The organism is Amycolatopsis sp. NPDC104863 (assembly GCF_055582965.1).
The window spans coordinates 279,659-294,146 of sequence record NZ_JBVJOW010000005.1 but is presented as its reverse complement, the minus strand read 5'-3'; the positions used below and the strand labels follow the sequence as shown (position 1 = coordinate 294,146).

Annotated in this window: 12 protein-coding genes; all 12 read right to left on the bottom strand. The window is 71.7% G+C overall.

The window, feature by feature from the left end; translation table 11 throughout:
* Nucleotides 1–2 precede the first annotated feature (2 nt).
* The 12 genes from ACZ63J_RS28255 to ACZ63J_RS28200 are packed head-to-tail and all read right to left on the bottom strand — an operon-like array spanning nt 3 to nt 14,487.
* The gene (locus tag ACZ63J_RS28255; RefSeq protein ID WP_465402001.1) at nt 3–4,757 is read right to left on the bottom strand and encodes an acyltransferase domain-containing protein; all 4,755 of its coding nucleotides are present in this window, start codon (nt 4,755–4,757) and stop codon (nt 3–5) included.
* A gap of 40 nt (nt 4,758–4,797) precedes the next feature.
* Nucleotides 4,798–5,382 (bottom strand): hypothetical protein, encoded by a 585-nt coding sequence (locus ACZ63J_RS28250; RefSeq protein WP_465402002.1) that lies wholly within the window; start codon nt 5,380–5,382, stop codon nt 4,798–4,800.
* On the bottom strand, nt 5,379–5,876 hold the full coding sequence (locus ACZ63J_RS28245) for a hypothetical protein (RefSeq protein ID WP_465402003.1): 498 nt from the start codon (nt 5,874–5,876) through the stop codon (nt 5,379–5,381). Before ACZ63J_RS28245 ends, ACZ63J_RS28250 begins: the two co-directional genes overlap by 4 nt.
* On the bottom strand, nt 5,873–6,979 hold the full coding sequence (locus ACZ63J_RS28240; protein ID WP_465402005.1) for an MlaD family protein: 1,107 nt from the start codon (nt 6,977–6,979) through the stop codon (nt 5,873–5,875). The genes ACZ63J_RS28245 and ACZ63J_RS28240 overlap by 4 nt, the downstream gene beginning before the upstream one ends.
* The gene (locus ACZ63J_RS28235) at nt 6,979–7,950 is read right to left on the bottom strand and encodes an MCE family protein (protein WP_465402007.1); all 972 of its coding nucleotides are present in this window, start codon (nt 7,948–7,950) and stop codon (nt 6,979–6,981) included. The genes ACZ63J_RS28240 and ACZ63J_RS28235 overlap by 1 nt, the downstream gene beginning before the upstream one ends.
* Nucleotides 7,947–8,945: an MCE family protein gene (locus ACZ63J_RS28230; protein ID WP_465402009.1), complete on the bottom strand. Its 999-nt coding sequence runs from the start codon at nt 8,943–8,945 to the stop codon at nt 7,947–7,949. The genes ACZ63J_RS28235 and ACZ63J_RS28230 overlap by 4 nt, the downstream gene beginning before the upstream one ends.
* The gene (locus ACZ63J_RS28225; RefSeq protein ID WP_465402011.1) at nt 8,945–9,955 is read right to left on the bottom strand and encodes an MCE family protein; all 1,011 of its coding nucleotides are present in this window, start codon (nt 9,953–9,955) and stop codon (nt 8,945–8,947) included. Before ACZ63J_RS28225 ends, ACZ63J_RS28230 begins: the two co-directional genes overlap by 1 nt.
* Complete coding sequence (locus ACZ63J_RS28220) at nt 9,952–10,968, bottom strand: MCE family protein (protein ID WP_465402012.1); 1,017 nt, start codon at nt 10,966–10,968, stop codon at nt 9,952–9,954. The genes ACZ63J_RS28225 and ACZ63J_RS28220 overlap by 4 nt, the downstream gene beginning before the upstream one ends.
* On the bottom strand, nt 10,965–12,161 hold the full coding sequence (locus tag ACZ63J_RS28215) for an MCE family protein (RefSeq protein WP_465402014.1): 1,197 nt from the start codon (nt 12,159–12,161) through the stop codon (nt 10,965–10,967). The genes ACZ63J_RS28220 and ACZ63J_RS28215 overlap by 4 nt, the downstream gene beginning before the upstream one ends.
* Nucleotides 12,158–12,976, bottom strand: a complete 819-nt coding sequence (locus tag ACZ63J_RS28210) for an MlaE family ABC transporter permease (protein WP_465402016.1) — start codon at nt 12,974–12,976, stop codon at nt 12,158–12,160. The genes ACZ63J_RS28215 and ACZ63J_RS28210 overlap by 4 nt, the downstream gene beginning before the upstream one ends.
* The gene (locus tag ACZ63J_RS28205; protein WP_465303245.1) at nt 12,977–13,762 is read right to left on the bottom strand and encodes an MlaE family ABC transporter permease; all 786 of its coding nucleotides are present in this window, start codon (nt 13,760–13,762) and stop codon (nt 12,977–12,979) included.
* Entirely contained in the window at nt 13,759–14,487 is a 729-nt protein-coding gene (locus ACZ63J_RS28200) for a hypothetical protein (RefSeq protein WP_465402018.1), read from the bottom strand. Before ACZ63J_RS28200 ends, ACZ63J_RS28205 begins: the two co-directional genes overlap by 4 nt.
* Between the last annotated feature and the right edge of the window lies 1 nt (nt 14,488).

The following is a 14,488-nucleotide window of genomic DNA, read 5'->3' as shown; positions in this document are numbered from 1 at the left end:
GCTCAATCACACGTGATTCCTCCCCGGTCACGGCTGGGTGTCACCTCCGGCCGCTCGGCGTCGTCGTGCGGAGCGCCCGTCACGTGCTCGGCGAGATCGTCCAGGGTCGCGCCGCGCAGCAGCAGGGACACCGGCAGCTCGACCCCCAGCTCGCGCTCGGCCGCGGCCCGCGTGTGGTTGGCCGTGAGGGAGTCGAGGCCGAGGTCGATCAGCGGCACGTCGCCGGTCACCTCGACCGGCGGGCAGCCGAGCAGCCGCGCGAGGAGGCCGGCGAGCCGCTCGTACATCGTCGGTGACGGCGTCAGCGCCGAGAAGAACGGCCGCTCCGGCAGCGGCCCCGCGCCGAGCCGCGCGATCCCGACCGACGGCAGGTCCGAGGCGAGCACGGCGGGCAGGGCGTCGAGGGCGTCGGCGAGCGGCATCGGCTCCAGCACCGGGTCCGCCGTCCACGGGCCCCAGTTCACGGCCGTCGCGGGCAGTCCCCGCGACCGGCGCCACGCCGCGAACGCGTCCAGCCAGGCGTCCGCCGTCGCCGTGGCCGTCCGCCCCGGTGAGCCGAACAGCGCGTCCGACGACGAACACAGCAGCCACCAGTCCGGCGGGGTGTCGGCGGTCGCCTCGTGCAGCCGGCGCGCGCCGAGCACCTTGGGCCGCCACGCCGTCTCGACGTCGTCGGTGGGCACCCCGGCCGCGTGCACGATCCCCCGCAGCGGCAGACCGTCCGCGACGGCGGCGGCGACCAGCCGGTCCGCGACACCGGGTTCGGCGACGTCGCCCACGTCGACCACGACGTCCACTCCGGACAGTTCGACCACCGCACCCCGCCGTCCGGAAAGGACGATCCGGGTGGCGCCGTGGCTCGCCAGCCAGCGTGCGGTGGCCAGGCCGAGCCCGTCGAACCCGCCGGTGACGATGTAGGCGCCCGGCCCGGCCGCCACACCGTCGACGAGCGGCACCCGGGCCAGCCGCGCCGCGTACCGGACGTCGTGGCGCCAGCGCACTTCGTCGTCCGGTGCGTCCGAGCGCAGCTCGCGCACCAGGACGTCCACAGTGGACCGCGCGTCGAAGTCGACCAGGCTCGCCCCCAGTCCCGGCCGGTCGAAGGCGAGCACGCGCACCAAGCCGCGCAACGCCACCATTCCCGGCTCACCGCTCGACTGCGTGACGAGGTGGAACCGGACGCCGGGACCGAGTCGGGTCACTATTGAGAGGAGCGAACGCAGCAGGTCCCGGGCGTCTTCCGGATCGTGGTACGCGTGCGGCGCGCCGGTGAGGAAGACAACGCCGCGCACCGGCCGGCCGGTCAGGAACCCGGGTAGCTCGTCGAGGTCGTCCTGGGGCAGGGAAAGCGCCTCATCACCGGCTTCGGCCAACGCCACGGCCAGCGCGACGGCCCGGCCGAGCGCGGCCGGATGTTCGTCGGTGAGCAACAGCCAGGAGCTCGGTCGCGGGACGGCGTTGATCGTCAGCGGCACCTCGGGCCAGGTCGTGGTGAACGCGCGGGCGGCGAGCGGGACACCCCCGAGCGCCTGGCGGCGGACGTCGCCGAACTCGGCCACCACCTCGCCGTCCGCCGCGATCAGCTGGACCACACCGCCCGCCGGTGTCGCCTCGCACCGCACGCCCCGGCGCGGATCACCGAGCAGACGGACCCGGCCGAACCCCGTCGGCAGGTCGATCGGGCCGGTCGGACGCGCCGCGGCCAGCACCTGCAGGCAGGTGTCGGCCAGGACCGGGTGCAGGGCGTAACCCGGCGGTGACGGCGTCACCGTGGCGGAGACCTGGCTGACACCGTCCACTTCGGACAGCGCGACCGGCGGCGGTTCCGCGTCGGCCGACACCCACGCCGTCGCGTGCCGCACCCAGCCCGACCCCGCCTTGGCCCGTACGACCGCCGTGCCGTCGGCCCGGATCTCCGTGCTGAGCACGGTTTCGCCGGTCACCGCGAGCATCCGGTGGACTTCGAGGCCGTCCACACGGACGCGGTGGGTGCCGAGCAGCTCGCGCGCCCCGGCGAGGAAGAGCTCCAGGAACCCGGTCGCCGGGAACACCGGCACATCGTGCACCCGGTGTTCGCCGAGCCACGCGGGCGCGTCCGGCGTGATCACCGCCTGCCACAGGTGGCGACCCTCGTCCGGCACCTCGACCCGAGTGCCGAGCAGCGGGTGCCCGTCGTCCCGCCGCGGCGGCCGGAACGTCCGGTGTGTCCATGGCGGCGGGGGCAGGTCGAGCACGGGCGCCTCCGGGTACCTCCGATCGAGCACCGCGGGGTGCCCGGCGGTGTGCAGCTCGGCGAGCGAGCGCGCGTAAGCGTTTTCTTGACCGTGACGACGGCTCAGCGTGGCCAGCGTCCGCACCTCGCCCGCGGTCTCTTCGACGGCGGCGAGCGCGATCGGGTGCGGGGAGATCTCGACGAACCAACGGTGCCCGTCGGCAACCGCGGCGGCGACCGCCTGACTGAACCGGACTGGGCCACGCAGGGCGGAAACCCAGTAATCTTCGTCGAACGCGGGCACGGCACGCGGGTCGTCGAGCACGCTCGAATACCACGTGGTCGTCGGTGCCTGGGGCCGCAGCGCCCCCAGCTCGGCCCGAAACCGCTCGAGAACCTTTTCAAAAGCAGGGAAATCCGCCGTGCCAGGTGTCACCGTCCTACCAAGACTCTCCACATGAGACACCAAAGCAGCGAGATCCTCAGGAGTACCGCTGACCGTGCACCGCGTAGGCGAGTCGTACACGACGACCGTGACCCGCGGGAACCGCGCCTCGACCTCGGCCGCCGACAGCTCGACGACGACCGTCGCGCTGGAGGGCAGCTTCGCCCGGGCGACAACAAGATCGAGGCCCGTCCCGGCGTCCAGCGCGCCCGCGACCACGGCCGCGGCGACCTCACCCGTCGAGTGGCCCAGCACGGCCGCGGGCTCGACACCGTGCGCCCGCCACCACTCCGCCAGGGCGACCTGCTTGCCGAACAGCAGCGGCCGGACCGTCGCCGGATCACCGAGGTCCCGCGGCCGCCGCAGCGCGCCCCGCAGCGAGAACCCGGCCTTGGCCAGGAACAACGGCTCCAGCGCGGCGACCGCGGCACGGAACTCCGGTTCGGCGCTCAGCAGCCGGCGGCCCATCGCCGGCCACTGCGAGCCGTCCCCCGAAAAGACGAAGACCGGGCGCGGCAGCTCGCGCCCGGCCGTGCCCCGCACGACGTCCACTGTGGTCTCACCGCCGGAAAGCGCCCGCAGGCCCGCGGCGAGGGCGGCCCGCGACGACGTCACGACGGCGGCCCGCAGCGGCAACTGCTCCCGGCGCCGGGCGAGCATCGCGGCCAGGTCACCCGGCGCGGTGGTCCGGCCCGGTCCGGCGAGCCAGTCGGCCAGGTCACCGGCCCGGCGGCGCAGGGCCGGTTCCGACCGGGCCGACACCGTGAACACCTGCGGCCGGCCGTTCCACCGCGAGCCCGGCGACGCGGGTTCAAGCGGCCTCGGCCATTCTTCGAGCACCACGTGCGCGCCGGTCCCGCCGAGGCCGAACGCCGAGACACCGGCACGCGCAGTGCCGGAGTACCGGGGCCAGTCCACGGTGGACAGTCCAGTCAAGCGCGGGAGCCGCCCGTGCCAGAGCGCCAGCACCACCTTGACCAGCCCGAGGATCCCGGCCGCGGTGCCGAAGTCGGCGCTGGCCGAACCGAGCAGCAACGGCCGGAGCGGGTCGCGGTGGCGGCCGAGCACCACGTCGAGAGCCTGCGCTTCGTCCGGCGACGCCCCGTGCGTCTCGACGTAGTCCACAGTGGACGGATTAGAGCCCGCGACGGCGTGCGCGTCGGCCAGCACCTGTTCCTGCGCAGCCGACCCGGTGGCCCGGCCGGCCGAGCCGACGGCGCTGCCCCGGATCACGGCCAGCACGCGGTCACCGTCACGGCGCGCGTCGGCGAGCCGCTTCAGCACCACAACGCCACAGCCCTCACCCGGCACCACGCCCTCGGCGACGACCGGCGGTGTGAGCAGCAGGTGGACCCCGGCGGCCAGCGCCAGATCGGCCTCCCCCGCGGCCAGCGCGCGGACCGCCTGGTGCACGGCGACCAACGACGCGGAGTCCGCCGTGTCCAGGACCAGGCTCGGCCCGCGCAGGTCGAACCGGTCCGACACCCGGTTCGCGATCATCGACGCCGTGCCACCACCGGCCCCGGCGAACACCCCGGTGCGACTGCCGCGCACGGTTCCGGGCGGGATCCCGGCGTGTTCGAACGCGGCCCACACCACCTCCAGCACGATCCGCTCCCGCGGGTCCATCACCGCGGCTTCGGCCGTGCCGATCCCGAAGAAGGCGGTGTCGAACCCGGTGACGTCGGCGAGGAACGCCCCGCGGGCCGGGAACCACGGACGGCGGTCGGCGGGTGCCGGGCCGGTCACGTCGGCGCCGGCCAGCAGCGCGCGCCACAGCGCGTCGGGCGACTCGACGCCGCCGGGCAGGCGGCAGCCGAGGCCGATCACCGCCACCGGATCACCGGACCGGTGCAGGGGCGGGGACCCCACCTCCAGCGCCTCGACCAGCGCCGTGATCGACGGATACCGCCACAGCAGGCCCAGGTCAGGGACCCGGCCGAGCCGTTCGCCGAGCTCGGCGGCCACGGTGACGGCGTCCCGCGACGACAGTCCCAGCTCGGCGAGCGGCACACCCGCGTCGACCAGTTCCACCGGCAGCCCGGCCAGCCCGGCGATCCGCTCGGTGAGCCACCGGCGCAGCTCTTCCGGCCCGGTCATCGCCGGCCGTCCGCCGTGTCCTCTTCGGACGGAGTGACGGTCACGCGGCGGACATCCCCGTGACGCGCCACTTCCCGGCGACCCGCTCGGCCGTGACGCTCAGCTGGGCGGCGCCGGTGCTCTGCTGCCCGTCCCCCCGGGTGCCGGTCTGGTCGAGGAACACCAGCAGCGCCGCCCGGTCGCCGTCGAGCAGCTTCACCCCGGACACGACGGCGGTCGAGGTGACCACGAGCTTCTGGTCCACGGCCAGCTTGCGGACCTGCCCGAAGAGCTGGTCGTACTGGGCGAGCGCCGGCCCGCTGAGCAGCTCCTTCGCCGCCTGCTCACTCTTCGCCGGGTCGTCGTAGCGGTAGGAGAAGACCGTGCCGAGCGCGGCGCTGACCTGCTTCCCGGCGTCCGCCGTGCCCGCGACGTCGGAAAGCGCCGTGTTGTGGGCGACCACGGCGTTGGTGTCCCGTGCCTCGAGGGTGAACCACACGGCGAGCCCCGCCATGACCACCACAGCCACGACGGCCACCCACGGCACCCGGCGCTTCGCCTTCACCACCGGAACTTCGGGCTCGGGCGCCGGGTCGTGGTGACGCCCGGCGACCTTCACCAGGCGCTTCTTCGTCGGCGTGGTCATGGCGCCTCCCCGGTCGGGACCTGGCCGAGCCCGGTGACGTGCCAGCCGTCGGGCCCGCGGGTCAGGTCGGCTTGGAAGCGGTTGCGCTTGGTCACGGCGTCGCCGCCGTCCGGGGTCACGACCAGCTCGACCGCGGCGATCAGCTTGGCCGTGCCCGCGCCGGTGTCCACTTCGGTCACCGCCGCGTCGGTGACCTTGCCGGTGGTGACGGTCTTCGCCTGCGCGATCCGGTCGAGACTGCCCTGGCGGTCGGCCGCGAGCTCGTCGTGCAACGCGCCGCCGGACAGCTCCAGCCAGTGCTGGTACCCCGGCGCCGCCTGCCGGTAGTCCAAAGTGGTCAGCCCGGCGACGGCGGTCCGCCCCGCCTGCAGGGCTTCCTCCCGGACGACCGCGCGCGCGACGCCGTCGTCGTGCGCCGCCTGCCACCAGGTGAACCCGGACCAGCCGGCCACGACGGTCGTCACGACCGCGGCCACCCACACGAAGATCCTCACGGCCGTCCTCCCGGTGCGTTCTGCGAACCCCGCACGTTGGTCGGATCGCCCTTCGGCAGCGCGCAGCGCGCGGCCGTGTTCAGCGGGCGGACCGAGGTGTCGAGGCCGTTGTGGTACGGCGTCGTGTACCCGGTGGTGCACGGCGGTGGGTCGAAGAAGGTCAGCGACAGTCCGAAGTGGGCGCCGTCCGCGCGCACCACCGCGCTGCCTGCGGCGACCGCCTGCGGCGCGGTGACCAGCAGCTGCCGCAGCCCGTCCCGGCGGGCTTCGAGCACGTCCGCGGTGGTGAGCAGGTTCGCCAGCAGCACACCCAGCTGCGGCCCCGAGTCGCGGATCAGCGCGCCGACTTCGTTCGCCGCGGCGGGCACCGCCGGGATGAGGCTGCGCAGGTCCCCGTCGGACTGCTTGAGCGTCGCCGCGAGCAGCTTCGCGTTGGCGCCGAAGCTGCGGATCGCGTCGGCCTGCTGCACCTGCGTGTCGAGCACCGTGTGCGCGTCGGTGACGAACCGGGTCAACGGCGCGACGTGCGCGCTCGCCGCCTGCACGAACTCGATGCCGCGGCCGATCAGCTGGTCGAGCGCCGGGCCGGCGTCGGACGTCGCGTTGTACAGCTCGTCGACCACCGTGCGCAGCGCGGGCTTGGGCACCGACGCGGCGAAGGAGTCCACTGTAGACAGCACGACGTCGACCGGCAGCGGGATCTTCGTGTCGGCTTGGGTGATGACGGACCCGTCGTGCAGCTCCGGCCCGCCGTCGACCCGCGGCCGCAGGTCGACGTACTGCTCACCGACCGCCGACCGGTCGGCGACCACGGCCTCGGTGTCGGCCGGGACCGGCGTGGTGCCGGAGTCGATCTCGAGGTCGGCTTCCATCCCCGCCGGGGTCAGCCGCAGCTCGCCGACCCGGCCGATCGGCACCCCGCGGTAGGTGACCTCGGCGTTCGTGAAGATGCCGCCCCCGGTCGGGAACTGCGCCTTGACCGTGTACCCGCGGTCGAAGAACACCTTGTCGAGGCCCGCGTAGGTCGCCCCGACATAGGCGACGCCGAGCACGGCGATGACCACGAAGGCCGTCACCTGGACACGCACGAACCGGGTCAGCATCAGTGGCCCACCTTGAGGAACCCGTTGAGGTAGTCACCGCGGATCGTGTCGAGCGCGGCGTCCGGGAACGGGAAGGTGAAGATCATCTCCATAGCCTTGGGCAGCTTGTCCCCGGAGTCGGCCAGCCGCCGCAGCAGCGGTTCGAGCGCCTTGAGGTCGGCGACGAGGTCGTCCTTGCTCTTGTTCACCGTGTCGACGGCGACGGACGTCAGCCCGTCCAGCGACTTGAGCATCCCGACCAGCGCCTCCCGCTGCTGGTTGAGGACGCCGATGCCCGGGGTCAGGCCGTTCAGCGTCGTGGTGATCTGGTCGGTGTGCGCGTTGAGCGTCTCCGCGAGCTTGTTGACACTCTCGATGGCACGGGTGATTTCGGTCCGGTGCTCGTCGAGCCCCTGGACGAAGGTGTCCAAACTGGACAGCAGGCTGCGCGCCGCCGTCTCCTTGCCGCCGAGTGCCGCGTTGAGCTCGTGGCTGATGTTCTGGACCTGCGCGACCCCTCCACCGTTGAGCAGCAACGACAAGGCCCCGAAGACCTCCTCGATCTCCGGGGTCAGCGTGGACCGGTCCAGCGGGATGGCCGCGCCGTCGAGGAGCCGGCCGGACGGCGTCGCGTCGTCCGGCGGGGCCAGCTCGACGAACTTCTCCCCGAGGATGCTGGCCTGCCGCAGCCGGGCGACGGCGTTGCCCGGCAGGGCGACGTCGCCGTTGAGCAGCAGGTCGACGAGCGCGCTGTGCCCGTCCGGCGCCAGCTCCACCTTGACGACCTGCCCGACCGGCACGTCGTCGACCTTCACCCCGGACTGCGGCACCAGGTCGAGCACGTTGGTGAAGCTCGCCGTGACGTGGATCGGGTGGTCGCCGAGCGCGGCGCCGCCGGGCAGCGGGATGTCGTAGACGCTCACCCCGCGCCCGCAGCCGGTGGTGACCAGCGCGAGGGTCACCACCGCGGCGAGTTTCAGCACCGACTTCATTTTGGCTCCGCGAACTCGAGCAGGTTGCCGCGGCCGTCGATGGTCCCGGTCGCCTGGTCGTACGCGCCCAGCAGGTTCGTCAGCGCGTTCGGCGCCGCGTCGAGGCCTTCGGCCAGAGAGTCCTTCTGGTTGACGAGCACCTTCGTTACGCCGGCCAGCTTGTCCACATCGGACTGCACCCGGCCGCGGTTGTCCTTGATGAACCCCTGCACCACCCCGAGTGCCTGGGTCAGCTCGGTCAGCGCGCCGGAGAACTGGTCCCGCTGGTCGGCGAGCACCTTGCTGAGCGACGCGATCTGCGAGATGGCCTGTTTCACCTGGCCGTCGTTGGCGGCGAGCATCGCGGTGAACTTGCTGATGTTGTCGACGGAGGTGAAGAGGTCGTCCTTGGAGTCGCTCGCCGTGCGGGCGAACTCGCCGAGGTTCTTGATCGCCTCGCCGATCGTCTTCCCGTTGCCGTCGAGGTACTCCGCCGACTTGGTCAGCACGTCGCTGACCGCGCCGTCCTTGTTGGCGCCCTGCGGCCCGAGCGCCGACATCAGCTGGTTGAGGCTGTGCAGCAGGTCGTCGACCTCGACCGGGGTCGCGGTGCGCTCGCGCGGGATCGACGCGCCGTCGGCCAGCTCCGGCCCGCCGCGGTAGACGGGCGTGATCTGGACGTACCGGTCGGCGACCAGGCTGGGGGTGATGACCACGGCGCCGGCGTCCGCGGGCAGCTGCGCGTCCGGCCGCAGGGTCATCGTCACCTTGACGTCGGTCCCGTTCGGCTCCACTTTGGACACCGACCCGATCGCGACACCCAGCACCCGGACGTCCGAGTTGGGGTAGATGCCGACGGCGGCGGTGAAGTACGCGGTCAGCGTGCGCTCGCCCGGCGCCGTCGCGAGCGGCCACACCGCCGTGACCAGCAACGCGAGCACCACTCCGAGCACGAGCGCCCGGATCCGCGTGCGACGCCGGGTCCGGGCGCCGAGGTCGATCAGCTGGTGCGCCATCAGCGTCCCCCGTTCTTCGGCGGCAGGCAGCTGCCCGGTGTGGTCCCGGTCGGGACCAGCCCGCAGATGTAGGTGTCGATCCACCGGCCGTTGCCGACGGCGTTGCCGAGCAGCCGGTAGAACGGGCCGGCCAGGCGCAGGCTGTCCTCGAGCTTCCCCTGGTTCTGCTGGAGCACGGTGGCGACGCGGTCGAGCTGGGCGAGCGCCGGGCCGAGGGTCTGCTGGTTGTCCGCGACGAGCCCGCGCAGCTGGATCGAGAGGTCCTTGATGCCGGTGAACAGCTTCGCGATCGCGTCCTTGCGGGCGTTGAGCTCGGTGAGCAGCGTGGAGCCGTCCCGGATCAGCGCCTGGATCTGGCCGGACCGCTCCCCGAGCGTCTTCGAGACCTGGTTGGTGTTCCGGAACAGCTTGACCAGCTCCTCGTCGCGGGACGCAAGCGTTTGCGACAGGGCGGCGATGCCGTCGAACGCGGTCCGGACGTCGCTGGGCGCCGACGCGCCGAGGGTGTCCGACAGGGTGCGGAACGCCTGCGCGAGCTGGTCGGTGTTGATCGCGCCGACCGTGCTCGCCAGGTCGTTGAAGACGTCGGTGACGTCGTAGGGCGAGCTGGTCCGGTCGACCGGGATCGGCTGGCCGGGGTTCAGCTCGCCGTTGCCGACCGGGTCGAGCACCAGGTTCTTCTGCCCGAGCAGGGTCTTGATCTTGATCGCCGCGGTCGTCCGGTTGCCCACCCAGGTGTCCTTGACGCGGAACAGCACCTCGACGTGGTCGCCGGCCAGCCGCACGTCGCTGACCTCGCCGACCTTCACCCCGGCGACCCGGACCTCGTCGTTCGGCTTCAGCCCGGCGGCCTCGTGGAACTCCGCCTTGTACGTGGTCCCGCCGCCGATGAGCGGCAGGTCGTCGGAGAAGAACGTCGCGCTGCCGATCAGGGCCATGACCAGCGCGGTCACCGTGCCGACGGCGATCGGGTCGCGGCTGCGGAACGGCTTGATGCGGGGCGGTTTCACCGGCACCTCCCGGCGGTCACGGGGATGCCCGGCGGCGGCCCGCCCGGCGCGGGTTTCGCGTCGGTCTGCACCGAGCAGAGGTAGAAGTTCGCCCACGAGCCGTAGGAGAAGAGCGTGCCGATGCGGTCGAGCTTCTTCGGCAGGTTGTCGACGAACTGCTGGAACACCGGCGTGTTGTCGGCCAGGTTCTTCGACAGGTCGCCGAGCGCGGTGATGCTGTCCTTGAGCGGCTGACGCCCTTCCTGGAGCAGCCCGGCCGTCGCGGTGGTCAGCTCGCCGAGCCCGCCGATCGCCTGCCCGATCGGCTTCGCGTCCGCGGCCAGGCCGGTGACCAGCTGCGCCGTGGTGTCGACCAGCGCGTCGAACTGGTCACCTTGGGCGTTCACGGTGTCGAGCACGGTGTTGAGGTTGCCGATCACCTGGCCGATGACCTGGTCCTTCCCGGCCAAAGTGGACGTGAGGGACGCCGTGTGCCGCAGCAGGTTCTCGATCGTGCTGCCTTCCCCCTGCAAGACCTGGATGATCTCGAACGACAGCTGGTTGACGTCGTTGGGCGACAGCGCCTGGAAGAGCGGCTTGAAGCCGTTGAACAACGCGGTCAGGTCGAGCGCCGGTGTGGTCTTGTCCGGTGGGATGAGCGCACCTTCGGCCAGCGTCGGCGACGTGTCGGCCGCGCCCGGGTCGACCGAGAGGTACCGCTGGCCGACCAGGTTGCGGTAGCGGATGGTGACCGAGGCGGCCGCGGTGAGCCGGTGGGCCCGGTCGACGGCGAAGGTGACGTCGGCCAGCCGGTGCTCGACGACGTGCACGTCGTCGACCTGGCCGATCCGGACGCCGGCCATGCGGACCTCGTCACCGGGGTTGACCGACGTCGCGTCGGTGAACCGGGCGACGTAGCCGATGGTGGCGCCGACGCTGGAGTTCGCGATGGTGATCGCGAGGATCCCGGTGGCGACCGCGGTGACCAGGAAGAAGATCAGGCCCTTGATCGCGGGCCCGGTGACGCTCCTCATCGGACGGTCACCTCCGTCCCGCGCAGCGCGGGTCCGATCAGGACACTGCTCCAGTCCGGCACGGCACCCAGCGTGGGCTTGAGCAGTTCCGCGACGAGCTGCCGTTCGCCCGGGGAGTTCGCCGGGCCGAGGTCACCGTCGGTCGCCCCGGACGCCGCCGCCCCGCCGCCGTAGCACTTCGGCCCGCCGGTGGCGTCGAACCTCGGGGTGTCCCGGCCCGGCACGTACTTCTCGCGCGGGTCCTGGACGGTGAGCGTCACGTGCAGGCCCGGTTCGTTCGTGCCCTTCCCGAGGGCCTTCTCCATCAGGGGCTTGAGCCGGTTCACCGCGTCGAACAGGCACGGGAACTCCGGTGAGTACTGCGACAGCAGCTCCAGCGACGGCCGGCTCGCCGCCGAGACGCCGATGATGTTGTCCTTGTTCTTCCGGAGGAAGTCGTTCAGGTGCCCGGTCGCGCCGGTGACGCTCGAGTAGAGGTTGTCGAGGTCGGCGCGGGTGTCCACAATGGTCTTGGCCGTGGTCGAGAGGTCGGTCAGCGCCTGCAGGATGTCCGGCGCGGCGCCGGTGTAGACGTCGGCCGCGTTCGCCAGCCCGGTGATGTCCGCCTTGAACTGCGGCATCAGCGGGTTGACCCGGCCGAGCAGGTCCTGCAGCTGCACGATGCTGTCCCCCAGTGGCTTCCCGCGGTTGTCGAGCGCCAGCGAGATCGCGCCGAGCGAGCTGTTCAGCTTCTGCGGCTGGACCGCGCGCAGCAGCGGCAGCAGGTCACCGAGCACCCGTTCCAGCTCGATGGCGCTGGACGACCGGTCCTGCGCGATGACGTCGCCGCCGCGCAGAGTGCCTTGTGGACTGTTCGGGAGCACGAGGTTGACGTACCGCTCGCCGAACACCGTCTTCGGCAGCAGCCGCGCGGAGACGTTCTCGGGCAGCATCCCGATCTTCGCCGGGTCGAGCGCGAGGTCGATCTCGGCGCCCGTGCCCGTGCTGCGCACCGCCCGGACCTCGCCGAACGGCACACCCTTCACCTTCACCTCGGCGGTCGGGGCGAGCTGGTTGCCGACGCGGTCGGCCCGCAGCGTCACGAGCTCGGAGTCGTCGAAGTCCTTGTTGTAGATCGCCACGGCGAGATAACCGAGCAGGACCAGGACCCCGAGGAACACCACCCCGGCGAGCTGCGTGCGGAACCGGCTCATCCGGACACCTTCACCGTGGTCGTCGCGCCCCAGATGGCCAGCGACAGGAACAGGTCGAGCACGCTGATCAGCACGATCGACGTCCGCACCGCGCGGCCCACCGCGACGCCGACCCCGGCCGGGCCTCCGGACGCGCGGTAGCCGTAGAAGCAGTGCGTCAGGATCACGCCGACGCTGAAGACGAGCACCTTGCCGAACGACCACAGCACGTCGCCGGGCGGCAGGAACAACGTGAAGTAGTGGTCGTACGTGCCGCCCGACTGTCCGAAAAAGACCACTGTGGTGAGTCGCGAGCCGAGATACGAGATCAGCAGCCCGATCACGTACAGCGGGACGATCGCGATGAACCCGGCGACGATCCGCGTGGTGACGAGGTACGGCATGCTCCGCACGGCCATCACCTCCAGCGCGTCGATCTCCTCGGAGATCCGCATCGCCCCCAGCTGCGCGGTGAACCCACTGCCCACAGTGGACGACAGCGCGAGCCCGGCGACGAGCGGCGCGATCTCGCGCGTGTTGAAGTACGCCGTCAGGAACCCCGTCATCGCGGAGATGTTGATCTGGTTCAGAGCGCTGAAGCCCTGCAGGCCGACGGTGACCCCGGTGAACACACACAGCCCGACCATCACGCCGATGGTGCCGCCGATGACCGCGAGCGCGCCGCTGCCGAAGGTGACCTCGGCCAGCAACCGCACCACTTCGCGGAAGTAACGCGTCACCGCGAGCGGGACGGCGGCGAGCGCGCGGACGTAGAAGAGCAGCTGGTCGCCGAGGTCGAACAGCCGGTTGCCGGGTTTGCGCAGCAGGCTGGTCACTCAGGTTCCCTTCGCCGGGACGAGCTGCAGGTACAGGGCGGTGAGCACGGTGTTGACGAAGAACAGCAACAAGAAGGTGATGACGACGGACTGGTTCACGACGTCACCAACGCCCTTGGGGCCGCCCTTCGGGTTCAGCCCGCGGTAGGAGGCGACCACCCCGGCGAGGTAGCCGAAGATCACCGCCTTGACCGAGCTGACGACGAGGTCGGGCAGCTGCGCGAGGGCGTTGAAACTGGCCAGGTACGCGCCGGGCGTGCCGCCCTGGATGATGACGTTGAAGAAGTACCCGCCGAGCACCCCGACCACGCTGACCAGGCCGTTCAGCAGCACGGACGCGCAGACCGCCGCCTGCACCCGCGGCACGACCAGCCGCTGGATCGGCGAGACGCCGAGCACCTCCATCGCGTCGATCTCCTCGCGGATGCTGCGTGCGCCGAGGTCGGCGCAGATCGCGCTCCCGCCGGCGCCGGCGATGATCAACGTCGTCACGATCGGGCTCGCCTGCTGGACGACGGCCAGCACGCTCGCCGCGCCGTTGAACTGCTGCGCGCCGATCTGGCTGGTGAGCGAGCCGAGCTGCAGCGAGATCACCGCGCCGAACGGGATCGAGACGAGGATCGCCGGCGCGATGGACACACTGGCGATGAACCAGAACTGCTGGACGAACTCGCGGACCTGGTACGGCCGGCGGAACATCGCGAGGATGATGTCGAGGCCCATCGCGCACATGCGGCCGAACTCGCGCAGGCCGTTCGCCGCCCGCTGCTGCACCTGGATCGTCATGCCTTGCACCCGGTGCTGAAGCAGCGCAGCGTGAGGTTCGAGACGAAGGTGTTGCCCGGCCCCGAAACCAGACCGGTCAGCAGCCGGCTGACGTCTTCATGCCCGACACAGCCCGCGAAGGACGGCGCGGTGAAGGTGGAGGTCACCTTGACCGGCGGGGCCGGCAGCGAGATCGGCACCAGCGCCTTGATGGTCACCGCCGCGGGGGCCGCGGTCCGGCAGTCCGGCCCGACGTCCAGGGTCCGGCCGTCCACTTTCACCTCGGAGAGCTTGATGAACACATTCGCGGTCACGTTCGTGTCGGCGCAGATGTTCGTCTGGGTGGCCTTGCAGTCCTTGTCCTTGCCCGTGTGCACGGTCGCCGTGCCGGTGGCGTCGCCGTCCGGGACGATCTCGACCCGGCCGGTGGTGGCCATGAACCGGAACGCCACGAAGTAGCCGGACGTCGGCGGAATGCTCAGCTTTCCGGTGATCGGCACGGTGTTGGTGAGGCCGCCCAGCGCGCCGTCGAAGGTGCCCGGCGGGAAGGCGATGTCGGACCCGAGCTTGGCCACGTGGCTCGTGGTCGGCTGCTGCGCGTCGCCGAGGGTGAACCCGAAGGGGATCTGGGTGGCCGCGGCCTGCGGCTGAGCTGCCGGCTCGCTGGGCGCGGCTTCCGCCGCACCCAGCGAGAACGCGGTCAGCACCAGCACGAGCGGCAGCGAAAACCGGGTCAGCAGCGCCATG